The 24,481-nt window shown below is 60.3% G+C and carries 18 protein-coding genes and 1 pseudogene; 15 read left to right on the top strand and 4 right to left on the bottom strand.

The window, feature by feature from the left end; all coding sequences use genetic code 11:
- Positions 1 to 2: 2 nt before the first annotated feature.
- Both xseA and BUE92_RS02645 read right to left on the bottom strand, forming a co-directional pair.
- Positions 3 to 1,382 carry an exodeoxyribonuclease VII large subunit gene (gene xseA, locus BUE92_RS02650; RefSeq protein WP_073521824.1) on the bottom strand — a complete coding sequence of 460 codons (1,380 nt, stop codon included), beginning with the start codon at positions 1,380 to 1,382 and terminating at the stop codon, positions 3 to 5.
- A gap of 74 nt (positions 1,383 to 1,456) precedes the next feature.
- Positions 1,457 to 1,783 (bottom strand): annotated as a pseudogene (locus BUE92_RS02645) (LysR family transcriptional regulator); the annotation flags it as partial.
- A 99-nt stretch (positions 1,784 to 1,882) separates the two neighbouring features.
- Between BUE92_RS02645 and BUE92_RS02640 the strand changes: the two are divergent.
- The 6 genes from BUE92_RS02640 to BUE92_RS02615 all read left to right on the top strand — a co-directional run bounded on the left by BUE92_RS02640 (position 1,883) and on the right by BUE92_RS02615 (position 8,411).
- A complete protein-coding gene (locus tag BUE92_RS02640) occupies positions 1,883 to 2,650 on the top strand; it encodes a sulfite exporter TauE/SafE family protein (protein WP_073521823.1) in 768 nt (255 codons plus the stop codon).
- A gap of 155 nt (positions 2,651 to 2,805) precedes the next feature.
- The gene (locus BUE92_RS02635; RefSeq protein ID WP_005791157.1) at positions 2,806 to 3,354 is read left to right on the top strand and encodes a hypothetical protein; all 549 of its coding nucleotides are present in this window, start codon (positions 2,806 to 2,808) and stop codon (positions 3,352 to 3,354) included.
- Between the two features lie 217 nt (positions 3,355 to 3,571).
- Positions 3,572 to 5,041 (top strand): IMP dehydrogenase, encoded by a 1,470-nt coding sequence (gene guaB / locus BUE92_RS02630; RefSeq protein ID WP_003193998.1) that lies wholly within the window; start codon positions 3,572 to 3,574, stop codon positions 5,039 to 5,041.
- Positions 5,042 to 5,121: 80 nt separating this feature from the next.
- Positions 5,122 to 6,699, top strand: a complete 1,578-nt coding sequence (gene guaA / locus BUE92_RS02625; RefSeq protein WP_073521822.1) for a glutamine-hydrolyzing GMP synthase — start codon at positions 5,122 to 5,124, stop codon at positions 6,697 to 6,699.
- 238 nt (positions 6,700 to 6,937) lie between these two features.
- Positions 6,938 to 7,183 carry a helix-turn-helix domain-containing protein gene (locus BUE92_RS02620; RefSeq protein WP_073521821.1) on the top strand — a complete coding sequence of 82 codons (246 nt, stop codon included), beginning with the start codon at positions 6,938 to 6,940 and terminating at the stop codon, positions 7,181 to 7,183.
- The gene (locus BUE92_RS02615) at positions 7,176 to 8,411 is read left to right on the top strand and encodes a type II toxin-antitoxin system HipA family toxin (RefSeq protein ID WP_073521820.1); all 1,236 of its coding nucleotides are present in this window, start codon (positions 7,176 to 7,178) and stop codon (positions 8,409 to 8,411) included. Before BUE92_RS02620 ends, BUE92_RS02615 begins: the two co-directional genes overlap by 8 nt.
- 16 nt (positions 8,412 to 8,427) lie before the next feature.
- On the opposite strand, the gene treR is transcribed toward BUE92_RS02615, so the two are convergent.
- Positions 8,428 to 9,132, bottom strand: a complete 705-nt coding sequence (gene treR, locus BUE92_RS02610) for a trehalose operon repressor (RefSeq protein ID WP_073521819.1) — start codon at positions 9,130 to 9,132, stop codon at positions 8,428 to 8,430.
- A gap of 254 nt (positions 9,133 to 9,386) precedes the next feature.
- Here treR and treP point away from each other — a divergent pair, with 254 nt between their 5' ends.
- From treP to BUE92_RS02580, 5 genes are all read left to right on the top strand, one after another.
- The gene (gene treP / locus BUE92_RS02605) at positions 9,387 to 10,829 is read left to right on the top strand and encodes a PTS system trehalose-specific EIIBC component (protein ID WP_073521818.1); all 1,443 of its coding nucleotides are present in this window, start codon (positions 9,387 to 9,389) and stop codon (positions 10,827 to 10,829) included.
- Positions 10,830 to 10,885: 56 nt separating this feature from the next.
- Positions 10,886 to 12,532 (top strand): alpha,alpha-phosphotrehalase, encoded by a 1,647-nt coding sequence (treC, locus tag BUE92_RS02600; RefSeq protein ID WP_073521817.1) that lies wholly within the window; start codon positions 10,886 to 10,888, stop codon positions 12,530 to 12,532.
- Positions 12,533 to 12,697: 165 nt separating this feature from the next.
- Positions 12,698 to 13,918, top strand: coding sequence for a maltoporin (locus BUE92_RS02590; RefSeq protein WP_073521815.1), 1,221 nt, complete (start codon positions 12,698 to 12,700; stop codon positions 13,916 to 13,918).
- 185 nt (positions 13,919 to 14,103) lie between these two features.
- Complete coding sequence (ptsP, locus tag BUE92_RS02585; protein ID WP_073521814.1) at positions 14,104 to 16,638, top strand: phosphoenolpyruvate--protein phosphotransferase; 2,535 nt, start codon at positions 14,104 to 14,106, stop codon at positions 16,636 to 16,638.
- A 2-nt stretch (positions 16,639 to 16,640) separates the two neighbouring features.
- Positions 16,641 to 16,919: a PTS transporter subunit EIIB gene (locus BUE92_RS02580; protein ID WP_073521813.1), complete on the top strand. Its 279-nt coding sequence runs from the start codon at positions 16,641 to 16,643 to the stop codon at positions 16,917 to 16,919.
- A 125-nt stretch (positions 16,920 to 17,044) separates the two neighbouring features.
- On the opposite strand, the gene mltF is transcribed toward BUE92_RS02580, so the two are convergent.
- Positions 17,045 to 18,505 (bottom strand): membrane-bound lytic murein transglycosylase MltF, encoded by a 1,461-nt coding sequence (mltF, locus tag BUE92_RS02575; protein ID WP_073521812.1) that lies wholly within the window; start codon positions 18,503 to 18,505, stop codon positions 17,045 to 17,047.
- 286 nt (positions 18,506 to 18,791) lie between these two features.
- Here mltF and purL point away from each other — a divergent pair, with 286 nt between their 5' ends.
- From purL to BUE92_RS02555, 4 genes are all read left to right on the top strand, one after another.
- Complete coding sequence (gene purL, locus BUE92_RS02570; RefSeq protein WP_073521811.1) at positions 18,792 to 22,688, top strand: phosphoribosylformylglycinamidine synthase; 3,897 nt, start codon at positions 18,792 to 18,794, stop codon at positions 22,686 to 22,688.
- A 4-nt stretch (positions 22,689 to 22,692) separates the two neighbouring features.
- Complete coding sequence (locus BUE92_RS02565) at positions 22,693 to 23,004, top strand: NGG1p interacting factor NIF3 (protein WP_073521810.1); 312 nt, start codon at positions 22,693 to 22,695, stop codon at positions 23,002 to 23,004.
- Between the two features lie 467 nt (positions 23,005 to 23,471).
- Complete coding sequence (locus BUE92_RS02560) at positions 23,472 to 23,711, top strand: DUF6124 family protein (protein WP_073521809.1); 240 nt, start codon at positions 23,472 to 23,474, stop codon at positions 23,709 to 23,711.
- Positions 23,712 to 24,022: 311 nt separating this feature from the next.
- The gene (locus tag BUE92_RS02555; protein WP_073521808.1) at positions 24,023 to 24,331 is read left to right on the top strand and encodes a hypothetical protein; all 309 of its coding nucleotides are present in this window, start codon (positions 24,023 to 24,025) and stop codon (positions 24,329 to 24,331) included.
- Positions 24,332 to 24,481 lie beyond the last annotated feature (150 nt).

The following is a 24,481-nucleotide window of genomic DNA, read 5'->3' as shown; positions in this document are numbered from 1 at the left end:
AATCAATCCAATAATGAAAGGGTGACGGGTGTCAGGTGGTTGTCTTCCACCCGCACTTGCAATTGGCCTTCACCCAGGCGCGCGGTGAGGCGCTGGCCGGTGTGGGTTTGCGCGGCATTGCGAATCGCCTGGCCGCGCTCGTCCAACAGGATGCTGTAGCCGCGGCCCAGGGTCGCCAGCGGGCTGACCACCTGCAATGTCTGCACTTGGCTCTGCAGTTGCAGACGCCGAGCCTTGAGACCTTCGCGCATGGCGCGGGGCAGGCGTTCGGCGAGGCTGTCCAGGCGCTGGCGCAAGAGTGCCAGTTGACGGCCCGGGTGCTGGCCGGCGAGGCGGGTTTCCAGGCGGATCAAGCGCTCGCGACGGGTATTGAGGCTGCGCTCAAACGCACGACGCAAGCGCATGTCCAGGTCATCCAGGCGCTGGGCCTGCTGGCGCAAGCGCTCGCCCGGGTGACGCAGGCGGCGGGCCATGCCTTCCAGGCGCAGGCGGCTGTGGCTCAGGCGGTTGCGCATCAGCATCACCAGGCGGCGCTGCAGGTTTTCTACCTGGCGCACCAGATGGCTGGCGTCGGGGGCCAGCAACTCAGCGGCGGCGGAGGGAGTAGGGGCGCGCACGTCCGCCACGAAGTCGCTGATGGACACATCGGTTTCATGACCAATGGCACTGACGATAGGGGTAACGCAGGCATCAACTGCGCGGGCCACCGCCTCTTCGTTGAAACACCACAAGTCTTCCAGGGAGCCACCGCCACGGGCCAGGATCAGCGCGTCGAAACCACGGGCGTCGGCGAGTTTCAGCGCCCGCACGATCTGCGGGATTGCTTCGCGGCCTTGCACGGCGGTAGGGATCAGGGTCAGTTCAACGTTCGGCGCTCGGCGCCGGAACACGCTGATGATGTCGCGAATCACCGCGCCGGTGGGCGAGCTGATAATACCGATGCGCCGAGGATGCGCCGGCAGCGCCACTTTGCGTTCGGCACTGAACAGGCCTTCGGTGCTCAGCTTTTCCTTCAGTGCATCGAAGGCCAGGCGCAGCGCACCATCACCGGCCGGCTCCACGGTGTCGAGGATCAGTTGGTAATCGCCACGGCCCTCGAACAACGAGACCTTGCCGCGCACCTTGACCGCCAGGCCGTCCTTCAACGCCTGGCGTACCCGTGCCGCGTTGTTGCGAAACAGCGCGCAACGCACTTGGGCACCACTGTCCTTGAGCGTGAAGTACACATGGCCGGAGGCCGGGCGGGCGAGGTTGGAGATCTCGCCTTCGACCCAGATATTAGTGAACACGTCTTCCAGCAACACCCGCGCACGGCCGTTGAGCTGGCTGACAGTCAGGACTTCGCGGTCCAGGCCCAAGCGGGCAAAAGGATCTTTAATCATGGGCGGCAGTTTATAGGCATTCGTGCAGGGTTTGACAGAGTTGCTCCACCAGCGCGTTCGGCGCTTGCGCACAGGCCAGCCAGGGCTACGGTGCTGTCGCAATCCGGGTCGGCCAGGGGCAGGGTGCCGAGCTGGCCATGGCCCACTTGTGTTGCCATTTCGCTGGCCTTGAGTAACTCACTGAGCAAATTGCGCGCCCGTGGATAGAAAGCTTCACCGGCAGCCGTCAGCCGCGGTTGGCGTGCGGTGCGTTCGAATAACGGGGTTTGCAGTTGAGATTCAAGCTCCTTGATCTGCCGGCTCAAGGCCGATTGCGCCACGAACAGGCGCTCGGCGGCGGCACTGAAGCTGCCGCTGTCGGCGATTTCGACGAAATAACGCAGTTGCCGCGTGGAGATCACAGGTCATGCCTTTTTGAGATGGGTGACGGGCCTTGAAGATATTAGTCGCAACACTTGGCGATGGCTAAAGTAGAGGCCATATCTAACAAGGAATAACCCATGAGCTTGGTTGAGTTGATGAGTCAGTGGTCGTTCGGGGCTGTGGATTGGCTGGTGATCGGCCTGGGTGTGGTGGTGGCCTATGTCGTGTTTGGCATTGCCGGGTTCGGTACGGCATTGGTCGCCGGGCCGATCCTGATCGTGTTCATGCCGCTATCGAAGATTATCCCGCTGTTGGTGATGCTGGATTTTGTCGCGGCGTTTGGTGGCCTGCTGCAAACACGACACGATGTGAACAAGCCGGAACTCTTGCGGCTGCTGCCATGCATGGCCATCGGTTGCACGCTGGGCGTGGTGTTTTTGCTCAACCTGCATTCGGACCTGTTGCTGTTGCTGATGGGGCTGTTTATCAGCGCCTATGCCATTTACAGCCTGGCGGTGAAAGCACGACCGACTCAGCTGGCAGCGGGCTGGTCGATTCCCGTGGGCACTGTGGGTGGTCTGTTTGGTGCGCTATTTGGGAGTGGCGGCTTTTTATATGCGATTTACCTGAACAGCCGTTTGCCCAAGGACGCGGCGCGGGCTACGCAAAGCGCGCTGATCAGTTGCAGCACGGTCGTGCGTTTGAGTCTGTTCCTGATTGCCGGGGTGTATGCAGATTTACCGTTATTGATGTTGGCGGTTTGCCTGTTGCCGGCCATGCTCCTGGGGCTGTGGTGCGGGCGCAGACTGACGATGCGCATGTCTCGTGAGGCGTTTGTGCGGTTGGTGACCTGGTTGGTGCTGGCCAGTGGTATTGCGTTGATCGGGCGGTATTTGAGTACTTGACCTGTGTGGAGCAGGGATTAAGCTGCCAGCCTTCAGGGCCTCTTCGCGAGCAAGCCCGCTCCCACAATTGACCGCATTTAATCCTGCAGGATCGCGCTCGAATGTGGGAGCGGGCTTGCTCGCGAAGGCGTCAGACGGCACACCGCAGGACTCCCATGAACTCCCAAAGCATCCTTGTCCCGAAAATCTCCACCTTGCCAGTCCACGAACCCCGCGCCCGGGCGATTGTGCGCTGGCTGGTGCGCAAGAACATCATCAAGGAAGAGCTCACCACTTGCGGTCGTACCGGCAACCGCATGGGCTACGCTCTGGCCGATGGTGCCCGCGCCGTGGTGCTGCACCCCGAGGCACTGCCGTTCAACGAGCCGGTCAATGGCCTGGAGATCATCTACAAGCGTTGCATCTATACCCCAGCCAAGGGGTTCCTCGAAGAAGCCGGCTGCCCGGAGTGCCTCAAGGAAGTCGGCGAGGCGCTGTTCGAAAGCCTGGAAGACTGGATGCCCGGCCACACCGATAACTTCACCTGCCCGTTATGTGGGCATGAGGACGACATCAACGGCTTCCTGTTCCTGCAGGAGTGCGGTTTTTCCAACCTGGGCTTTATCTTCAACAACTGGGCGGAGGCGGGCTTCAAGCAGAGCTTTATCGACGAATTTGCCGATTGGCTCGATCAAAAAATGAGCTGGGTCAAAGTCGAACTGTAGGAGCGAGCTTGCTCGCGAAAATCGTCAACGATCACGCGGGTTATCTGGTTTTATGCGGTGTCCTGGGGTTTTTCGCGAGCAAGCTCGCTCCTACAGAAAAGCAGCAGGATTTCTCCATCTATCAGTATTACCAAGTTTGTCAGAGTTTTACATTGAGCCCGGCAGGGTGCATGTATATAATGGCGCGCTTCCATTTTCCCGCTCGGGAGCCCCCGCGATGCTGCGTATCAGCCAAGAAGCTCTGACATTCGACGACATTCTCCTAGTGCCCGGTTATTCCGAGGTGCTTCCTAACGAAGTCAGTCTCAAGACCCGCCTAACCCGTGGCATCGAGCTGAATATTCCCCTGGTTTCCGCTGCCATGGACACCGTCACCGAAGCCCGTCTGGCCATTGCCATGGCTCAGGAAGGCGGCATCGGCATCATCCACAAGAACATGACCATCGAGCAGCAAGCTGCCGAAGTGCGCAAGGTCAAGCGTTACGAAGCCGGTGTGGTGAAAGATCCCATCACCATCGAAGCTGACGCCACCGTGCGTGACCTGTTCGAACTCACTCGCATGCACAACATCTCCGGCGTCCCGGTGCTGCACGATGGCGACCTGGTCGGCATCGTCACTTCCCGTGACGTGCGTTTCGAGAACCGCCTTGAAGTCACCGTCCGCGAAGTGATGACGCCTAAAGAGCGCCTCGTCACCGTCAAGGAAGGCGCCGACAAGAACGATGTGCGCGAACTGCTGCACAAGCACCGCATCGAGCGCGTGCTGATCGTCGACGACAAATTCGCCCTCAAAGGCATGATGACCGTCAACGACATCGAAAAAGCCAAGGCTTACCCGCTGGCCAGCAAGGATGACCAAGGTCGTCTGCGTGTTGGCGCTGCGGTCGGTACCGGTAAAGACACCGGTGATCGCGTCTCGGCGCTGGTCGCTGCCGGTGTTGACGTGGTGGTGGTCGACACCGCCCACGGCCACTCCAAAGGCGTGATCGACCGCGTGCGTTGGGTCAAGCAGAACTTCCCTGACGTGCAGGTGATCGGCGGCAACATCGCCACCGGCGCTGCCGCCAAGGCCCTGGCCGAAGCGGGCGCCGACGCAGTCAAGGTCGGTATCGGCCCAGGTTCCATCTGCACCACGCGTATCGTCGCCGGTGTGGGCGTGCCGCAGATCAGCGCCATCGCCAACGTCGCCGCCGCCCTTGAAGGCACGGGCGTACCGTTGATCGCCGACGGCGGCATCCGTTTCTCCGGTGACCTGTCCAAGGCCATCGTGGCCGGTGCCTCCTGCGTGATGATGGGCTCGATGTTTGCCGGTACCGAAGAAGCGCCGGGCGAGATCGAACTGTTCCAGGGCCGTTCGTACAAGGCTTACCGTGGCATGGGTTCGCTGGGCGCCATGTCCCAGGCGCAAGGCTCTTCCGACCGTTACTTCCAGGACTCTTCGGCAGGCGCCGAGAAGCTCGTACCGGAAGGCATCGAAGGCCGTGTGCCGTACAAAGGCACCCTGAGCGCGATCATCCACCAACTGATGGGCGGCCTGCGCTCCTCGATGGGCTACACCGGCAGCGCCAACATCGAAGAAATGCGCACCAAGCCAGAGTTCGTACGGATCACCGGCGCCGGTATGGCTGAGTCCCATGTCCACGACGTGCAGATCACCAAGGAAGCGCCAAACTACCGTGTAGGCTGAGCCTTCCAGCAAAATGTTAAGTAACCGGGGCTGTTCTTCAGCCCCGAGTTGTTTCTGATTCATTAGACGAGACTGACTTCATGGCCCTCGACATTCACGCCCACCGCATCCTGATCCTCGACTTCGGTTCCCAGTACACCCAACTGATCGCCCGCCGCGTGCGTGAAATCGGCGTGTACTGCGAACTGCACCCGTTCGACATGGACGATGAAGCGATCCGCGAATTCGCCCCTAAAGGCGTCATTCTCGCCGGTGGCCCCGAGTCCGTACACGAAGCCAACAGCCCGCGCTGCCCGCAAGCGGTATTCGACCTGGGCGTACCGGTGTTCGGTATCTGCTACGGCATGCAGACCATGGCCGAGCAACTGGGCGGCAAGGTTGAAGGTTCCGAGCTGCGTGAATTCGGTTATGCCCGCGTGGACGTGGTCGGCAAGAGCCGCCTGCTGGACGGCATCGAAGACCACATCGACGCCGACGGCCTGTTCGGCCTCGACGTGTGGATGAGCCACGGTGACAAGGTCACCAAGATGCCCGAAGACTTCCACATCCTGGCCAGCACCCCGAGCTGCCCGATCGCCGGCATGTTCAGCGACGAGCGTCGTTACTACGGCGTGCAGTTCCACCCGGAAGTGACCCACACCAAGCAAGGCGGGCGCATCCTGTCGCGTTTCATCCTCGACATCTGCGAGTGTGAAGCCCTGTGGACCCCGTCGAAAATCGCTGAAGATGCCATCGCCCAAGTGCGCGCCCAGGTCGGCACTGACAACGTATTGCTTGGCCTGTCCGGCGGCGTTGACTCTTCGGTTGTGGCTGCATTGCTGCACAAAGCCATCGGCGATCAGTTGACTTGCGTATTTGTCGACAACGGCCTGCTGCGCCTGCACGAAGGTGAGCAAGTGATGGCCATGTTCGCCGAGAACATGGGCGTCAAGGTGATCCGCGCCAACGCTGAGGAGCAGTTCCTCAACAACCTGGCCGGTGAGTCCGACCCGGAGAAGAAGCGCAAGATCATCGGCCGCACCTTCATCGACGTGTTCGATGCCCAGTCCAACAAACTGGACAACATCAAGTACCTTGCCCAGGGCACCATCTACCCCGACGTGATCGAGTCGGCCGGCGCCAAGAGCGGCAAGGCTCACGTGATCAAGTCCCACCACAACGTGGGCGGCCTGCCTGAGGAAATGAACCTCAAGCTGGTAGAACCGCTGCGCGAACTGTTCAAGGACGAAGTCCGCCGTCTGGGCCTGGAACTGGGCCTGCCGTACGACATGGTCTACCGCCACCCATTCCCAGGCCCGGGCCTGGGTGTGCGTATCCTCGGTGAAGTGAAAAAGGAATACGCCGACCTGCTGCGTCGCGCCGATCACATCTTCATCGAAGAACTGCGCAAGGCCGACTGGTACCACAAGGTCAGCCAGGCGTTCGTGGTGTTCCAGCCGGTGAAATCGGTTGGCGTTGTAGGCGATGGCCGCCGTTACGCGTGGGTTGTTGCACTGCGTGCTGTAGAGACGATCGACTTCATGACAGCGCGTTGGGCACACCTGCCTTACGAACTGCTGGAGACGGTCAGCGGCCGGATTATCAATGAAATCGAAGGTATTTCGCGCGTGACGTATGACGTGTCGAGCAAGCCGCCGGCGACGATTGAGTGGGAATGATTGGACGTCCGGCATTGTCCGGCACGATCTAGCAAGAAATGCCCTGGAGCCCGCGTAATTGCGGGCTTTTGGTTTTTTGAGTCTGGCAAGTTTTGCTTGGCCGCAGGTTTGTGTTTCTGGTGTGTAAGCGCTCAACTAAGAACGGTACGGGATAAAGGACTATTCAAAATTAAATGCATCGTATAAGGTGCATTATCGATTCATTTTTGTTTTTGCATTGTATTGGATGCGTTTTTGTATGGGCGATCTGGGAATATTGATTAGGAACCTCCGCAAGGCGGCCGGTCTTTCACAAAGCCAGCTGGCGCAACGGCATGGAATGAGCCGCGCCACGATCTCGGGGATTGAAAACAATACCATCCCGGAAGTGGGGATTCGCAAGGTCGCAGCCATTCTTGAAGGCTTGGGATATGAGTTGACCGCCATCCCCAAACGTCGGCGCATGACCCTTGACGCGCTCAAATCAGGAAACTTCCATGACTAGTCAAAGTGAACGGCTGTATATCGGTGTCGGCGGTGTGCCTGCTGGAACACTTGGGCGGGGCGAGGAGAGCAGGCGCGATTCGGTTTTTTCGTATAACGATACTGTTGTCGAAGAGAATGCAGTTTCCTTGACCATGCCGGTACGCCTGGAGAGTTACAACTGGGAGTATGGGATCCATCCTCTGTTCGAGATGCACATTCCCGAAGGGCACCTCAAGGACGAACTTGTGCGGCGCTTCAGCAAGTCGGTACGCGGCTTTGATGACTTTACTCTGCTCGGCATTGTGGGCCCACACCAACTGGGTCGTATTAGTGTTGCCCATGACGCGGGTGGTGAGTCGCTGCCTGAGGTCAAGCTCGCAGAGTTGTTGGTCTATGAGGGGGCGAAAGACCTGTTCGATGAACTTCTGAAAACCTATGCGGCCTATTCCGGGGTGTCGGGTGTTCAACCCAAGGTGCTGGTGCGCGATCTTGACGATACAACCCCCGGCATTGAGCGTCTCACGCATAGGGGCGCCACGCATCTGGTGAAGGCGTTCAATGAGTCTGACTTTTCACAATTGGCCGCCAATGAGTTTTTCTGCATGCGGGCCGCGTTCCATTGCGGCCTGGAGGTACCTGAGTTTCAGCTCAGCCGGCATGGGAAGTTCCTGGTGGTGAAACGGTTCGACATCGGTGCAAGCGCCTACCTCGGATTTGAGGACATGTGCGTTCTATCGGGATGGGGAACCGCGAGGAAATACGACGGCAGCTATCAGGGATGCGCAAAGCTGATCAGGTCATTTGTCACGCCCAGCCGTGTCACCAGGGCACTGGAAGACTTCTTTCTGATGGTGGCGCTTTCTGCCGGGATCCAGAACGGCGATGCGCACCTGAAAAACTTCGGTCTGTTGTATGAGAATTGTGCAGAGGACGCGGATGTTTGGCTCGCCCCTGCTTACGATCTGGTGACCACCACGGTGTACAGCAACAACGACATCATGGGTTTGCTGCTAGGCGGTTCCAAGGCCTGGCCAAAACGCAAGATGCTGGTCCGGTTCGGGCGAAGTTCGTGCGGGCTGACAGAGGCCCGGTGCAACCAACTGTTGGCCAGGGTGCACGACGGCATGAGCCTTGCGATGGCGGAGCTTTCCGAATACCGAAGCACTCACCCAGAGTTCGAGGCAGTAGGGGAGAAGATGACCGCCGCCTGGGCAGCAGGACTGGCCAAGAGTATCGCAGTGCAGTGATCTTCCCGGATTACGCTTACCGCCGCGCCACATCCGAAAAGTAAAACTTATCCAGCGTATGCCGCGACTCGGTGTACTCGAACTGTCGCCCATCCTGCAAAAACGTCTGGTTGCTCACCACAATCACATGGCTTTGCCCATCCAGATCCAGATGCGCCTGGTCGTCCTTGCTGCGTGGCAGGGCTTCGATGGTGCGTTGTGCGTAGCTGATCTGCAGCTGCAGCGTTTGCTCGATAAACGCGTAGATCGACTGCTCGGCGATGTCGCGGTCCAGGCCGGGAATCAGGTCGGTGATGAAGTGGTTGATGTCCAGGATTACGCGTTTGCCGCCGATGCGGCGCACCCGTTTGATACGCGTGATCAGCGTGCCAGGTTCGGCCTCGATGTGCTGCAGCAGTGAGCCTTCCAGCGGGATCTGGGTGAATTCGACCACGTCGGTACGCACGTCATCACCCAGATCGGCGTGGGTCTCGTGGAAGCTGACGATGCCGCCCAGTTGGAACTCGATCGGGTTGGGCGACAACACAAAGGTGCCCTTGCCGTGGATCTTTTGCGCAAAGCCACGTTCCTGCAACTGCTCGATGGCGCGCCGCACGGTGCCACGGCTGGCCTGGTAGGCGTCCATCAGTTCGGTTTCGGAGGGAAGGCGCGTACCGCGCTGCAGGCGCTCGGTGGTGATGCTGGCAAGCAGATCCGTATAGATCTGGTTGTATTTGCTCATGGGATGGCTCTTGCCCGGCGTTATGAAGGTGGACTGCGCGTTCAAGGCAGGAACCTTAGTGGCAGAGGTGGGGTTTGTCCATTGGGCAGCCGTACGGGAGGGGGAAAAATCTGACGGAAAGTTCGTTGATATAAACAAAAGTGTAACTCGTACAGACGAGTTGTTGATTTAACTCGTACAGACGAGTACTTTTCCCTCCTCGGCGTGCTGCCAACGACTGCCACCCATAAAAACAATCACAGTGGAAAACGAGCATGAGCCACGACTATTCAACGATTGCCCGCGAGATCCTCGACAACCTCGGGGGCCGCGAAAACCTTGAGCAAGCTGCCCATTGCGTAACCCGCCTGCGCCTGGCGCTCAAGGACCCAAGCCTGGTCAACGGCAATGCCCTGAACCAGGTCGACCTGGTCAAGGGCTCGTTCTTTACCGGCGGCCTGTTCCAGGTGGTGATCGGCCCCGGCGAAGTGGAAAAGGTCTACGCCGCCCTGCGCGAATTGACCGGTCTTGCTGCCTCGACCATTGCCGACGTGAAGAAAGCCGGGGGCGATAAGACCAACCCCATGCAGCGTCTGGTGCGGGTGTTCTCCGATGTGTTCATGCCGATCCTGCCGGCGCTGATCATTGCCGGCCTGTTGATGGGCGTGAACAACCTGATGGGCGCCAAGGGCATGTTCATCGAAGGCAAGACGCTGCTGGAGGCCTACCCGAACCTGGATGGCCTGTGGAGCCTGATCAACCTGATGGCCAACACCTCCTTCGTGTTCCTGCCGGCGCTGGTGGGCTGGTCGGCGGCCAAGCGGTTCGGCGGTAGTGAAATCCTGGGCATCGTCCTGGGCCTGATGCTGGTGCACCCGGACCTGCTCAACGCCTGGAACTACGGCAAGGCGGTCGCCGGTCTCGACGGCCAGAGCCTGCCGTACTTCGATATCTTCGGCTGGTTCCAGATCGAGAAGGTCGGCTACCAGGGGCAGATCCTGCCGATCCTGATGGCCGCCTTTGTGATGAGCGTGATCGAGAAGTGGCTGCGAGCGCGGGTACCGAATGCCATTCAACTGCTGGTGGTGCCGATCACCACCATCGTCGTCACCGGCGTGCTGGCCCTGGCGATCATCGGCCCGGTGACCCGTCACCTCGGCATCCTGATCACCGAAGGCCTGGTCACCCTGTTCGAGATCGCCCCCATGGTCGGCGGCGCGATTTTCGGCCTGCTCTACGCGCCGCTGGTGATCACCGGCATGCACCACATGTTTCTCGCCGTCGACCTGCAGCTGATTTCCACCCAGGGCAGCACCTTTATCTGGCCGATGATCGTCATGTCCAACCTGGCCCAGGGCAGCGCCGCGCTAGGGGTGTTCTACATGACCCGCAACGCGCGGGACAAAAGCATGGCCTCGACCTCGGCGATTTCCGCTTACTTCGGCATCACCGAGCCCGCGATGTTCGGGGTGAACCTGCGCTTCAAGTTTCCGTTCTACGCCGCCCTGCTGGGCTCGGCACTGGGCAGTATTTTCCTGTCGTTGAACAAGGTGACGGCCTCGGCCATCGGCGTCGGCGGGCTACCCGGGTTTATCTCGATTGTGCCGAGCGCCATTCCGATGTTCGTGATTGGCATGGTCGTGGCGATGGTCGTGCCGTTTGCGCTGACTTGCATGTTGAGCATGAAGATCGTTCGGCCTGGTTACCGGGTCGCCTGAAGGTCGCTATCGCAGGCCAGTAAGTCCAGCACCAAACTCCAATGAAGGAACCCACCATGCAAACCTGGCAACACTCGGTGATCTACCAGATCTACCCCAAAAGCTTCCACAGCCACGCGGGTAACGCCACCGGTGACCTGTTGGGCATCGTGGACAAACTCGACTACCTCAAGTGGCTGGGCGTGGATTGCCTGTGGGTCACCCCGTTCCTGCGCTCGCCCCAGCGCGACAACGGCTACGACATCAGCGACTACTACGCCATCGACCCCAGCTACGGCACCATGGCCGATTGCGACCTGCTGATCAGCGAAGCCGCCAAGCGTGGTATCAAGCTGATGCTCGACATCGTGGTCAACCACACCTCCATCGAACACGAATGGTTCCAGCAAGCACGCAGCAGCCTCGACAACCCCTACCGCGACTTCTACATCTGGCGCGACCAGCCGAACAACTGGGAATCCAAGTTCGGCGGCTCGGCCTGGGAATACGAAGCGCAGACTGGCCAGTACTACCTGCATCTGTTCGACCATACCCAGGCCGACCTCAACTGGGACAACCCCCAGGTGCGCGCTGAAGTGTTCAAGATGATGCGCTTCTGGCGTGACAAAGGCGTGGGTGGGTTCCGCCTGGATGTGATCAACCTGATCTCCAAGCCCGCCGACTTCCCCGAGGACCACAGCGACGGCCGCCGCTTCTACACCGACGGCCCGAACGTGCATGAGTACCTGCAGCAAATGCACCGTGAAGTCTTTGAAGGCCATGACCTGATCAACGTGGGCGAGATGTCATCCACCCGCCTGGAACACTGCATTCGTTACTCCAATCCAGCGTCGAAAGAGCTGTCGATGACCTTCAACTTCCATCACCTGAAAGTCGATTACCCGAACCTGCAGAAGTGGGTGAAGGCCGACTTTGATTTCCTGCAACTCAAGCAGATTTTCTCCGACTGGCAGATGGGCATGCAGGCCGGTGGCGGTTGGAACGCGTTGTTCTGGTGCAACCACGACCAGCCACGTGTGGTCTCGCGCTTTGGTGACGACGGCGAATACCGCGTGGTCTCGGCCAAGATGCTCGCCACGGCGCTGCACTTTCTGCAGGGCACGCCGTATGTGTATCAGGGCGAAGAATTGGGCATGACCAATCCAGGCTTCGACAGCATCTCCCAATACCGCGATGTGGAAACCCTGAACATCTTCCGGCTCAAGCGCGACGCGGGAGAGTCCGAAGCCTCGAGCATGGCGGCGATCATGCAGAAGTCCCGCGACAACGGGCGTACGCCGATGCAGTGGAGCACCGAAGCGAACGCCGGGTTCAGCCGCGGTGAACCCTGGATCGGCATTCCCGCGAATGCTGTGCAGATCAATGTCCACAGCCAGATGGATGACCCGGATTCGGTGTTGCATCACTACCGCAGGCTGATCGACCTGCGCCGTCGCGAACCGCTGATACAGCAAGGTGTTTACCGCCCGTTGTTACAAGACCATCGCCAGGTCTGGGCGTACCTGCGTGAAGGCCATGGCGAGCGCCTGTTGGTACTCAATAACTTCTATGGATCGTCGTGCGAGATTCAACTGCCCGAAGGCGTCATCAACGCCGCGAACGAGCAACGCCTGCTGATCAGCAACTACCCCGACTGCCCGCTGCGCACGAGCACGGTGGTGTTGCGCCCTTACGAATCGTTTGTGCTGCACCTGACTGGCTGAAATACCCCTGTAGGAGCGAGCTTGCTCGCGAAGATCGTCAACGATAACGCGCCCCTCCGAGTGTTGCGTGGAGGCTGCAAGTTCTTAGTGAGCAAGCTCGCTCCTACAGGTGATCGCGTCACGCAAGACAGTAAGAAAAAACAATAAAAATAAAAGGAGCGCTTCATGAAAACAACAATAAAGCTGGGCCTTATCGCGTCCTGCCTCACCGTGCCTTTTGGCGCTCAGGCCCTGGAGTTTGCCGGGTATTTGCGCAGCGGCGTGGGCACGTCAACAGGCAGCGGCAAGCAGCAATGTTTCCAGCTGCCGGGTGCGCAAACCAAATACCGCTTGGGTAACGAATGCGAGCAGTACGCCGAACTGGAGTTGCGTCAGGATCTGCTGACCCTCGACGACGGTTCGGTACTGAGCGTCGATGCCATGGCCTCCCTCTACAACAAGTACGACCGCGCGCTGAAGTTCCAGGGCGAAAACAATGGCTCGGCGCGCATGCCGCAGATGTATGCGCAATGGTCCAACCTGCCCAGCCTCAATGGCGGTTCGCTGTGGGCCGGGCGGCGTTACTACAAACGTAACGACATCCATATCTCCGACTTCTACTACTGGAACCAGAGCGCCACCGGGGGTGGGATCGAGGACGTGCTGATCGGCGGCTTGAAATACAGCTACGCCCTGTCGCGCAAAGACAACCTGTACCAGAAGGAATACGCCACCCGTCACGACTTCAACGTCGCAGGTTTCAAGACCAACCCGGGTGGCGAATTGGAGCTTGGCCTGAGCTACATCGCCAAGGCCGGTGGGCGTGACACTAACAGCGGTTGGGCGCTGACGGCGCAGCATGTGCAAGCTGCCTTCCTGGGCGGCAAGAACAAGTTTGCCCTGCAGTACGGCGAAGGCCCCGGCACCGGCCTGGGTTATACCGGCAATACCACATTGGACAAAAGCAGCAAAAGTTACCGCGCCGTCGAGTTCTTTGATTGGCAAGTGACCCCGCGTTTCGGCGGGCAAGTCGAGGCGGTGTACCAGAAAGATGTGCGCCCAGGGCGCCAGGACCAGAACTGGATGTCGCTCGGTGTGCGTCCGGCGTATGCGCTCAGCGAGCAATTCAAACTGGTCGCTGAGCTGGGGCACGATCAGGTCGAGGCCACCGGCGGTACGCGCAAACTGAGCAAATTTACCTTCGCTCCGACCTGGTCGCCCAAAGGCCCTGAGTTCTGGGCGCGGCCCGAAGTACGGTTGTATTACACCTATGCGTCCTGGAACAAAGCGGCCAAGCGTGCGGCCAATGAGCTGGCGGCGGGCTCGGCGTTGTCCGACACCGGCGCCTATGGCACGGCGCGGCATGGGTCGAACGTCGGTGTGCAGGTCGAATATTGGTGGAAGTAACCCGGTTAGGTGTACGCGGGCCAGTGTGGGAGCGGGCTTGCTCGCGAATGCAGTGGGTCAGTCAATGAACGTGTCGCCTGATACACCGCTTTCGCGAGCAAGCCCGCTCCCACCTTTGATCTTCGTCATCCCTAACCTTGCATCGACTCAATGATTTTTAAAGAACAACACGAACAGGTGAAGTCATGACCACATCTCAACCCCTGGAACTGCTGGCACCCTTGTCCGGGGTTTTGCTGGCGCTGGATCAGGTCCCCGACCCGGTATTCTCCGGCCGCGTGATTGGCGATGGCCTATGCATCGACCCCACCTCGCAGACCCTCTGCGCGCCATTGGCCGGGGTGATCAGCAACATTCAGAATAGCGGCCACGCGGTCAGCGTCACCGCCGATAACGGTGTGCAGGTGCTGCTGCATATTGGTCTGGACACCGTGAACCTGGCGGGCCAGGGCTTCACCCGGCTGGTCGAGGAAGGCCAACGGGTGGAAGCCGGCCAGCCGCTGATCGAGTTCGATGCCGACTATGTGGCGCTCAATGCACGCAGCCTGCTGACCTTGATGCTCATCGTGAGCGGCGAGCCATTTGTGCAGTTGGTGGCGGATCAGGTGCTGGTCGAGCCCGGCCAGCCACTGTTGCAGGTCTCACCGAGGCAGATGCCCGTTGAGGTGGACGAGGAGGAGGGCAATGCGCTGTTCTCCAAACCAGTGACCCTGCCCAATGCCAGCGGCTTGCACGCCCGCCCTGCGGCGGTGTTTGCCCAGGCGGCGAAGGGGTTCAGTTCAAGCATTTACCTGCACAAGCAAACCCAGAGCGCGAATGCCAAGTCTCTTGTGGCGATCATGGCGCTGCAGACTTCCCAGGGCGACAGCGTGCAAGTGAGCGCGGCGGGGGAGGATGCCGAGGCGGCGATCCAGGCGCTGGTGGCGTTATTGCTCGAGGGCTGTGGCGAGACGCTGCCGGTAACGGTCGAGAAGATCCACCAGCCCGCCGCGCCTGTGTCTTCAGCGTCCGTGTTGCGAGGTGTCTGTGCGTCGCCGGGCTCGGCGTTCGGCCAGGTCGTCCAAGTGGCTGAACCGACGCTCGAGATCCCCGAAGCCGGTGCGGGGGAAGCCTTCGAACGTACCGCATTGGCGCGCGGCCTGCGGGCGGCAAACGAGGCGTTGCAAGCGTTGCAGGCCAAGGCGGCCGGCAGTGCCCAGGCCGAGATCTTCCGCGCCCACCAGGAACTGCTCGAAGACCCGACCCTGCTTGAACAAGCCCATAGCCTGCTGGCCGAAGGCAAGAGCGCGGCCTTTGCCTGGAATACGGCCACGGTGGCGACCGCCAGACTCTTCGAAGGCTTGGGTAAAACGCTGCTGGCTGAGCGTGCGGCGGATTTGGCCGACGTCGGCCAGCGCGTGCTCAAGTTGATCCTGGGGGTGCCGGAGCGTTCCATGGAGCTGCCGGAGTGCGCCATTCTGGTCGCTGAACAACTGACCCCCTCGCAAACCGCCGGCCTGGATACCAGCAAAGTGCTGGGCTTCGTCACGGTCGCCGGTGGCGCTACCAGCCACGTGGCCATCCTTGCCCGGGCCCTTGGCCTGCCATCCCTTTGCGGTGTACCCAGTCAAGTATTGGCCTTGGCCAACGGCAAGCGGGTACTGCTCAATGCCGACAAAGGCGAGCTGCAGCTGGAGCCGAACCTGGCTGAAATCGAGCAACTGCAGGCGGTTCGTCAACAGCAAAAGCTGCGGCTGCAGCGTGAGGTGGCACAGGCCTCACAGGCGGCGGTCACCCGCGACGGTCACCACGTCGAGGTCACAGCCAACGTCGCCTCATTGCAGGAAGTGGAACAGTCACTGACCCTGGGCGGTGAAGGCGTGGGGCTGCTGCGTTCGGAGTTCCTCTACCTGGAACGCAACCGTGCGCCGAGCGCAGAGGAGCAGGCCGACACCTACAGCGCCATCGCCCGCGCCCTCGGCCCCGAGCGTAATCTGGTGGTACGTACCCTGGATGTGGGCGGCGATAAACCCTTGGCCTATGTGCCGATGGAAAGCGAGACCAACCCATTCCTTGGCCTGCGCGGTATCCGCCTGTGCCTGGAACGCCCCGAACTGCTGCGTGAACAGTTGCGTGCGATTCTTGCCAGTGCAGGCTTGGCGCGGCTGCATATCATGTTGCCGATGGTCAGCCTGCTGTCGGAGCTGCATCTGGCGCGCAAAATGCTCGAAGAGGAAGCGCAGGCGCTTGGCCTGAATGAACTGCCCAAGCTGGGCATCATGATCGAAGTGCCTAGCGCGGCGCTGATGGCGGATGTGTTTGCACCCCATGTGGATTTCTTCTCCATCGGCACCAACGACCTCACCCAATATACCCTGGCCATGGACCGCGACCACCCGCGCATGGCCAGCCAGGCCGACAGTTTTCACCCGGCCGTGCTGCGCCTGATCGACATCACGGTCAAGGCGGCCCATGCCCACGGCAAGTGGGTAGGCGTGTGTGGTGCGCTGGCCTCCGAAACCGTGGCGGTGCCGGTGTTGATCGGCCTTGGCGTGGATGAGCTGTCGGTCAGCGTGCCGCTGATTCCTACCATCAAGGCCACCGTGCGCGAGCTGGACCTGCACGACTGCCAGATCATTGCCCGCCAAGTGCTGGGCCTGGAAGAAGCCGACCAAGTACGCGAGGCCCTGCGCCTGTACCACGCGGCCACCGTTGAAACCTCACCTGTCGTGGAGCATTGAGCATGTTCGAGAAATTGCAGCGGGCGTTCTGGAAAGCCCTGACGCCGGATTTGGTGGCCGAGACGGTCACGCCGACGATCCCGAGCCTGTTGCCGGCCGATGTGGTGAGTGCATTGGGCGGGGAGGGGAACGTCACGTCACAGCAGCGCGTGGCACTCACGCGGGTGCGCGTGCAATTGCGAGAGGCGGGGCGTTTGGATGAGTCGGCGTTGAAGGCAGCGGGTATACCGGCAGTGATGGTGTTGACGGGTGGGGTGGTCCATCTGCTCACCGGCCTCTAAGCCAAGTGAAGATCCAAATGTGGGAGCGGGCTTGCTCGCGAAGGCGGTGTGTCAGTCAGCACATGTATTGACTGACACACCGCCTTCGCGAGCAAGCCCGCTCCCACATGAGGTATGTGGTGTTTTTACAATTGTGGGGTGTCTTGCGCAGGCTTGGTCTTGTCCACGCCCGGCACATGCAGGTTGCCTTCCACCACCTGGTTACCCTCCAGCTGCGGCTGGGTTACCCAGGTAAGGATGTCGTAGTAACGCCGGATGTTCGCCACAAAATGCACCGGCTCGCCGCCGCGGGCGTAGCCGTAGCGGGTCTTGCTGTACCACTGCTTCTGCGACAGGCGTGGCAGCATCTTCTTCACGTCCAGCCACTTGTTCGGGTTCAGACCTTCTTTCTTCGCCAGGATGCGGGCGTCGTCCAGGTGGCCGGTGCCCACGTTGTAGGCGGCGAGGGCAAACCAGGTGCGGTCGGGCTCGGCGATCTTGTCGTCCAGCTCATTCTTGATCCTGGCCAGGTATTTGGCGCCGCCCATGATGCTCTGCTTGGGGTCCAGGCGGTTGGACACGCCCATGGCTTGCGCGGTGTTCTGGGTCAGCATCATCAGGCCGCGCACACCGGTCTTGGACGTGACCGTGGGCTGCCACAGCGATTCCTGATAGCCGATGGCCGCCAATAACCGCCAATCGACTTTCTCGGCCTTGGCATAGGCCCGAAAGTGCTTTTCGTACTTGGGCAGGCGTTGTTGCAGGTGCTGGGCAAAGGTATAGGCGCCCACATAGCCAAGTACATCGACGTGCCCGTAGTAGCGATCCTTCAGACGCTGCAAGGTACCGTTCTTCTCGACCTTGTCCAGGTAACTGTTGATCTCGTTGAGCAGGCTGTTGTCTTCACCGGCCGCCACCGCCCAGCTCTGGTTGCTGGCATTGCCGAGGTCGAAGGCCACGCGCACGTTGGGAAAGTACACCTGGTTCATGGCCACTTCGTTGGAGTCCACCAGGGTCAGGTCGATTTGCCCTTCGTCGACCATGCGCAGCAAATCCACCACTTCAACCGCGTCGGATTCTTCGTACTCAATGGCCGGGTTCTGTTTTTTCAAGGTCGCCAGTTGTTCGGCGTGGGTGCTGCCCTTGAGCACCATGATCTTCTTGCCCACCAGGTCGGCGGCGTTGGTGGGGCGCGACTGGCCGTTGCGGTAGATAATCTGCGGGGTGACTTCAAGGTACGGGTGGGAGAAGCGCACCTGCTGCTGGCGTTGCTCGCTGCTGACCAAACCGGCGGCTGCCAGAACCGGGCCGTTGGGTTTGCCCAGCTGGCCGAACAGGTCATCGAGGTTGTCGGCGGTCTCGATTTCCAGCTTCACGCCCAGTTCGTCGGCAAAACGCTTGACCAGTTCATATTCGAAACCGGTCTCACCGTTACGGTCCTGGAAATACGTGGCCGGACTGTTCCGGGTGACCACCCGCAATACGCCGTCCTCCTTGATTCGCTCCAGTGTGCTGGGTTTATCAACACAGGCACTGAGCATCAGGAAGAGCAGGGTGGCGACGAGCCATTTGACGCATCGCAGGCGCAAAACAGTTGGGAAGAACATCTGCGCAGTATACGCAAACGGCTCACGGCGCCATATCTCGACAGCGGCGCACTTGTCTGCTAGCCAGCGTAAAACTGTGCTACAGCCCGCAGAAACGGGGCTTGGCGAGCGATTGTGACGGTTAAAATAACTGCGCCCAATGCCCTGGATAACACCGTGATCGCGGTCAAAGTGTGCCAACTGACGTTCGGCAGCGGCCACCGGTAGCGTTTCGGGTGCCGTTGGCGAAGGTTTACGCTAGAATGCACGGCCTCAAAGCACACCCCTTCCCGAGGCTGTCCCGAAGATGTTGATCCTGCGCGGCGCTCCTGCCCTTTCTGCCTTTCGCCACAGCAAACTCCTTGAGCAACTGAGCCAGAAGGTTCCAGCTGTTACAGGCCTGTACGCTGAATTTGCTCACTTCGCCGACGTAACCGGCGTCTTGACCGCCGACGAACAGCAAGTGCTGGCACGCCTTCTGAAGTACGGCCCAAGCGTTCCCGTTCAAGAGCCGACTGGCCGCTTGTTCCTGGTTCTGCCACGGTTCGGCACCATCTCGCCCTGGTCGAGCAAGGCCAGCGACATCGCCCGCAACTGCGGCCTGGATAAAATCCAGCGCCTGGAACGTGGTATCGCCTTCTACGTCGCTGGCCAGTTCAGCGATGCCGAAGCCGAGCTGATCGCCAGCAGCCTGCACGACCGCATGACCCAGATCATCGTCAGCCAGCTGGAACAGGCTTCCGGGCTGTTCAGCCATGCCGAACCCAAGCCGCTCACCGCGATTGACGTGCTGGGCGGTGGCCGCGCCGCCCTCGAGAAGGCCAACACCGAACTGGGCCTTGCCCTGGCCGAAGACGAGATCGACTACCTGGTCAACGCCTTCACCGGCTTGAAGCGCAACCCGCACGACATCGAACTGATGATGTTCGCCCAGGCCAACTCCGAGCACTGCCGTCACAAAATCTTCAACGCCAGTTGGGACATCGACGGCCAAAGCCAGGAAAAAAGCCTGTTCGGCATGATCAAGAACACCTACGTGATGCACAGCGAAGGCGTTCTGTCGGCTTATAAGGACAACGCCTCGGTGATCGTCGGCTCCGTCGCCGGCCGTTTCTTCCCGGACCCGGAAACCCGCCAGTACGGCGCGGTGCAGGAGCCGGTGCACATCCTGATGAAGGTTGAAACCCACAACCACCCGACCGCCATTGCCCCGTTCCCGGGCGCAGCTACCGGTTCCGGTGGCGAAATCCGCGATGAAGGTGCAACAGGTCGTGGCGCCAAGCCCAAGGCGGGCCTCACCGGTTTCACCGTGTCCAACCTGCAGATCCCGGGCTTCGAACAGCCGTGGGAAGTGCCGTACGGCAAGCCTGAGCGCATCGTCACCGCGCTGGACATCATGATCGAAGGCCCGCTGGGCGGCGCCGCGTTCAACAACGAATTCGGGCGCCCGGCGCTCACCGGCTACTTCCGTACCTTCGAACAGTCCATCACCACCCCGCGTGGCGATGAAGTGCGCGGCTATCACAAGCCGATCATGTTGGCCGGCGGCATGGGCAACATCCGTGAAGAACACGTCAAGAAAGGCGAGATTCTGGTCGGCTCCAAGCTGATCGTGCTCGGCGGCCCGGCGATGCTGATCGGCCTGGGCGGCGGTGCGGCCTCTTCCATGGCCACCGGCACCAGCTCGGCTGACCTGGACTTCGCTTCCGTACAGCGCGAAAACCCTGAGATGGAGCGCCGCTGCCAGGAAGTCATCGACCGTTGCTGGCAGTTGGGTGACAAGAACCCGATCAGCTTCATCCACGACGTCGGCGCCGGTGGTTTGTCCAACGCCTTCCCGGAACTGGTCAACGATGGCGAGCGTGGTGGCCGTTTCGAACTGCGCAACATTCCAACCGACGAGCCGGGCATGGCCCCGCACGAAATCTGGAGTAACGAATCCCAGGAACGCTACGTACTGGCCGTCGGTCCTGAAGACTTCGCACGCTTCCAGGCCATCTGCGAACGCGAGCGTTGCCCGTTTGCCGTGGTCGGCGAAGCCACTGCCGAGCCGCAACTGACCGTCACCGACAGCCACTTCGGCAACAGCCCCGTGGACATGCCGTTGGAAGTGCTGCTGGGCAAGGCTCCGCGCATGCACCGTTCGGCCAACCGTGAAGCCGAACTGGGCGATGATTTCGACCCAAGCACGCTGGACCTGGCCAACAGCATCGAACGCGTGCTGCACCACCCGGCCGTGGCGAGCAAAAGCTTCCTGATCACCATCGGCGACCGCACCATCACCGGCCTGGTTGCCCGTGACCAAATGGTCGGCCCGTGGCAGGTTCCAGTGGCTGACGTTGCCGTCACCGCCACCAGCTTCGACGTCTACACCGGTGAAGCCATGGCCATGGGCGAGCGCACACCGCTGGCCTTGCTGGACGCTCCGGCGTCGGGCCGCATGGCCATTGGTGAAACCCTCACCAACATCGCGGCCTCGCGTATTGGCAAGCTGTCCGACATCAAGCTGTCGGCCAACTGGATGTCCGCTGCCGGCCACCCCGGTGAAGATGCGCGCCTGTACGACACGGTCAAAGCCGTCGGCATGGAGCTGTGCCCGGAACTGGGTATCACCATTCCGGTGGGCAAGGATTCCATGTCCATGGCCACCCGTTGGAACGAAGATGGCACCGACAAGAGCGTGACCTCGCCGCTGTCGCTGATCGTCACCGGTTTTGCGCCGGTCACCGACATCCGTCAGACCCTGACCCCGCAACTGCGCATGGACAAGGGCACCACCGACCTGATCCTGATCGACCTGGGCCGTGGCCAAAATCGCATGGGCGCTTCGATCCTGGCGCAAACCCACGGCAAGCTCGGCAAACAGGCGCCGGACGTCGACGACGCCGAAGACCTCAAAGCGTTCTTTGCCGTAATCCAGGGCCTCAACGCCGATGGACACCTGCTGGCTTACCACGACCGTTCCGACGGTGGTTTACTGACCAGCGTCGTCGAGATGGCATTTGCCGGTCACTGCGGCCTGAACATCGTGCTCGACAGCGTTGCCGAGGCTGCTTCTGAAATCAACGGCATCCTGTTCAACGAAGAGTTGGGTGCGGTGATCCAGGTTCGCCAGGACGCGACCCCAGACGTACTCGCACAATTCAGCGCCGCTGGCCTGGCCGAGTGCGTGGCGGTGATTGGCCAGCCGATCAACAACGGCGAAGTCAATATCTCGTTCAACGGCGACACGGTCTTTACCGGTCAGCGCCGTTTGCTGCAACGCCAGTGGGCCGAGACCAGCTACCAGATCCAGCGTCTGCGCGACAACGCCGACTGCGCCGAGCAGGAATTCGACGTGATCCTGGAAGAAGACAACCCGGGCCTGAGCACCATGCTCAGCTTCGACGTCAACCAGGACATCGCCGCGCCTTACATCAAAAAAGGCATCCGCCCCCAGGTTGCCGTACTGCGTGAGCAAGGCGTCAACGGCCAGGTGGAAATGGCGGCCGCGTTCGATCGCGCCGGCTTCAATGCGATCGACGTGCACATGAGCGACATCCTCGCCGGTCGCGTTGACCTCAACGAGTTCAAGGGCCTGGTGGCCTGTGGTGGTTTCTCCTACGGCGACGTGCTGGGTGCCGGTGAAGGCTGGGCCAAGTCGGCCCTGTTCAACAGCCGTGCCCGCGATGCGTTCCAGGGCTTCTTCGAACGCAACGACAGCTTCACCCTGGGTGTGTGCAACGGTTGCCAGATGATGTCCAACCTCAGCGAACTGATCCCGGGCAGCGAGTTCTGGCCGCACTTTGTGCGCAACCGTTCCGAGCAGTTCGAAGCCCGTGTTGCCATGGTGCAGGTGCAGGAATCCAACTCGATCTTCCTGCAAGGCATGGCCGGTTCGCGCATGCCAATCGCCATCGCCCACGGTGAAGGCCACGCCGAATTCAGCAGCGAAGAAGCGCTGCTTGAAGCCGACCTGTCCGGCACCGTGGCCCTGCGTTTCGTCGACAACCACGGCAAGGTCACCGAGAGCTACCCGGCCAACCCGAACGGCTCGCCGCGCGGGATCACCGGCCTTACCAGCCGCGACGGCCGCGTGACCATCATGATGCCGCACCCGGAGCGCGTGTTCCGTGCCGTGCAGAACTCGTGGCGCCCGGAAGAGTGGAACGAAGACGGCGCCTGGATGCGCATGTTCCGCAACGCTCGGGTGTGGGTGAACTAAGGCCGTGTACAAGCTCGCCTTCTTCGTGCCCGACAGCCATGTGGAGACGGTGAAAACCGCCGTCTTCGCAGCCGGTGGCGGGCGCATCGGCGACTACGACCGCTGCGCCTGGCAAGTGCTGGGCCAGGGCCAATTCCGCGCCTTGGACGGCAGCCAGCCGTTTATCGGGCAGGTGGGTCAGGTTGAAGTAGTTGAAGAGTGGAAGGTTGAGTTGGTGGTGGCGGATGAGTTGATTGTGGCTGTTGTGGCTGCCTTGAAACGCAGTCACCCGTATGAGACACCGGCGTATGAGGTGTGGCAGTTGGCGGATTTTTGATCGGCTGGCTGCATAAACAAGAAACCCGCTGGGCCACTTTGGTCAGCGGGTTTTTTGTTGGCTGTAAGTGCCAATCGCAGGCAAGCCAGCTCCCACATTTGGCCCCGTTGTCAGACCGTACATCTATCCCATGTGGGAGCTGGCTTGCCTGCGATGGCGCCGGTGCGGGCGCCTCAGACCTTTCCGACAATCCTTTCAGGTTGTCCCTCGGAACGGGTACCACTAACCTTCGTCAGTCGCTGCCAATTCAGTGACCGGGACTGCAAGCCCGCCGAAATTATGTTGGAGCTCATAAGCGCCGCTATAATCGTGGCGCTTTTCATGGTCATCGCTTTATGGTGGCTGTGTGCGGGAGACCTTTGGGTCTACCCGGGATGCTCCTTCCTTGGTCTTGCAGGCCCGCACACAGCTGCCACCCATCATCTGCAAGTGATGTTGGTAGTTCCTATTTTTTGAGGAGCATTACCATGATCAAAGACAGTCCCAATCCCCCATCCGATCAGTTATTCAGCGTACGACTCAGTATCGATAGCGAAACCTTACTCGCCAATACCTCGCAGGACATCGCGTCTCTGCAGGCACTCACGAGCCATCTGGCGTTTGAAGTCGCTGGCGCACAGCGTGATGTTGTGTTGGCGATTTGCCGGATGTTGGAAGGTATTCAGTTAATGGTGGACCGGGTGCTGGACTTGAACGAGGTGCCCTAGCTTAAACCTTCCGGCGCCAGTTAAAACCCATTCGCGAGCAAGCCCGCTCCCACATTTTGATCGGTGCCTGACTTGGCAATGCGGTCAAATGTGGGAGCGGGCTTGCTCGCGAATAGGCCAGAATAGCCACGACATCTCTAGAACCTGGCACCGACCTCAACGCCACTGACCAACCGCTCCAACGCCTCGCCCATTCCTGAAGTGGTCCGAACCGCTCATCGAAAAGTCTTTGTACCCTGTTAGTTCTAACAGTTACCCCCGTTCGCCATTCATGGCTCACTGGCTGCTCACTTACGTGATGGAGATTGACCATGGCTACTAATACTCTTGGGCCCTTTATTACCAGCGTTGAAACACAAGGTGGGGTCAATGTTCCTGATGGAGGCCATACGCATGAAAAGGATTTGGTCTTTGTCGGCCGCATCACTTCTTCGGTTCCGGAGACTGTTGAGATCAGGGATTTGAGGAATAAAAAGGTGCTCGGGGAAGTGAGCGCTAGGCCAGGCACTCCCTTCCGCGTTGAGGTGAACGGTTTGGAGCCCCTGCAGTACGTGGTCGCGGCAGCTACGAAAGGTAATGATGAGGACGTGGAGCGACAATGGGGATTTACGGTTATTTAAGTGTTTGATCGTTCCCACGCTCTGCGTCACTAGTGTCCGGTAAAAACCAAAGGGGGAGCTTGCTCCCCCTTGCTGTTAGCGGTCATCAGTCATAATCGGATTTTTCAGACTCGATTTTGACTCATGTTTTCCAGCACCCGTTTAGCTCAC

It is taken from the genome of Pseudomonas fluorescens (assembly GCF_001902145.1).
In the GTDB taxonomy this organism is placed as follows: Bacteria; Pseudomonadota; Gammaproteobacteria; order Pseudomonadales; family Pseudomonadaceae; genus Aquipseudomonas; species Aquipseudomonas fluorescens_BV.
Note: the sequence above shows the minus strand (reverse complement) of the source record. Positions and strands in the feature narration are given on the sequence as shown.

Excerpts from the sequence above, each read along its gene's own strand:
- xseA (WP_073521824.1), bottom strand. The coding sequence starts at position 1,382 with ATGATTAAAGATCCTTTTGCCCGCTTGGGCCTGGACCGCGAAGTCCTG.
- BUE92_RS02640 (WP_073521823.1), top strand. The coding sequence starts at position 1,883 with ATGAGCTTGGTTGAGTTGATGAGTCAGTGGTCGTTCGGGGCTGTGGAT.
- BUE92_RS02635 (WP_005791157.1), top strand. The coding sequence starts at position 2,806 with ATGAACTCCCAAAGCATCCTTGTCCCGAAAATCTCCACCTTGCCAGTC.
- guaB (WP_003193998.1), top strand. The coding sequence starts at position 3,572 with ATGCTGCGTATCAGCCAAGAAGCTCTGACATTCGACGACATTCTCCTA.
- guaA (WP_073521822.1), top strand. The coding sequence starts at position 5,122 with ATGGCCCTCGACATTCACGCCCACCGCATCCTGATCCTCGACTTCGGT.
- BUE92_RS02620 (WP_073521821.1), top strand. The coding sequence starts at position 6,938 with ATGGGCGATCTGGGAATATTGATTAGGAACCTCCGCAAGGCGGCCGGT.
- BUE92_RS02615 (WP_073521820.1), top strand. The coding sequence starts at position 7,176 with ATGACTAGTCAAAGTGAACGGCTGTATATCGGTGTCGGCGGTGTGCCT.
- treR (WP_073521819.1), bottom strand. The coding sequence starts at position 9,132 with ATGAGCAAATACAACCAGATCTATACGGATCTGCTTGCCAGCATCACC.
- treP (WP_073521818.1), top strand. The coding sequence starts at position 9,387 with ATGAGCCACGACTATTCAACGATTGCCCGCGAGATCCTCGACAACCTC.
- treC (WP_073521817.1), top strand. The coding sequence starts at position 10,886 with ATGCAAACCTGGCAACACTCGGTGATCTACCAGATCTACCCCAAAAGC.
- BUE92_RS02590 (WP_073521815.1), top strand. The coding sequence starts at position 12,698 with ATGAAAACAACAATAAAGCTGGGCCTTATCGCGTCCTGCCTCACCGTG.
- ptsP (WP_073521814.1), top strand. The coding sequence starts at position 14,104 with ATGACCACATCTCAACCCCTGGAACTGCTGGCACCCTTGTCCGGGGTT.
- BUE92_RS02580 (WP_073521813.1), top strand. The coding sequence starts at position 16,641 with ATGTTCGAGAAATTGCAGCGGGCGTTCTGGAAAGCCCTGACGCCGGAT.
- mltF (WP_073521812.1), bottom strand. The coding sequence starts at position 18,505 with ATGTTCTTCCCAACTGTTTTGCGCCTGCGATGCGTCAAATGGCTCGTC.
- purL (WP_073521811.1), top strand. The coding sequence starts at position 18,792 with ATGTTGATCCTGCGCGGCGCTCCTGCCCTTTCTGCCTTTCGCCACAGC.
- BUE92_RS02560 (WP_073521809.1), top strand. The coding sequence starts at position 23,472 with ATGATCAAAGACAGTCCCAATCCCCCATCCGATCAGTTATTCAGCGTA.
- BUE92_RS02555 (WP_073521808.1), top strand. The coding sequence starts at position 24,023 with ATGGCTACTAATACTCTTGGGCCCTTTATTACCAGCGTTGAAACACAA.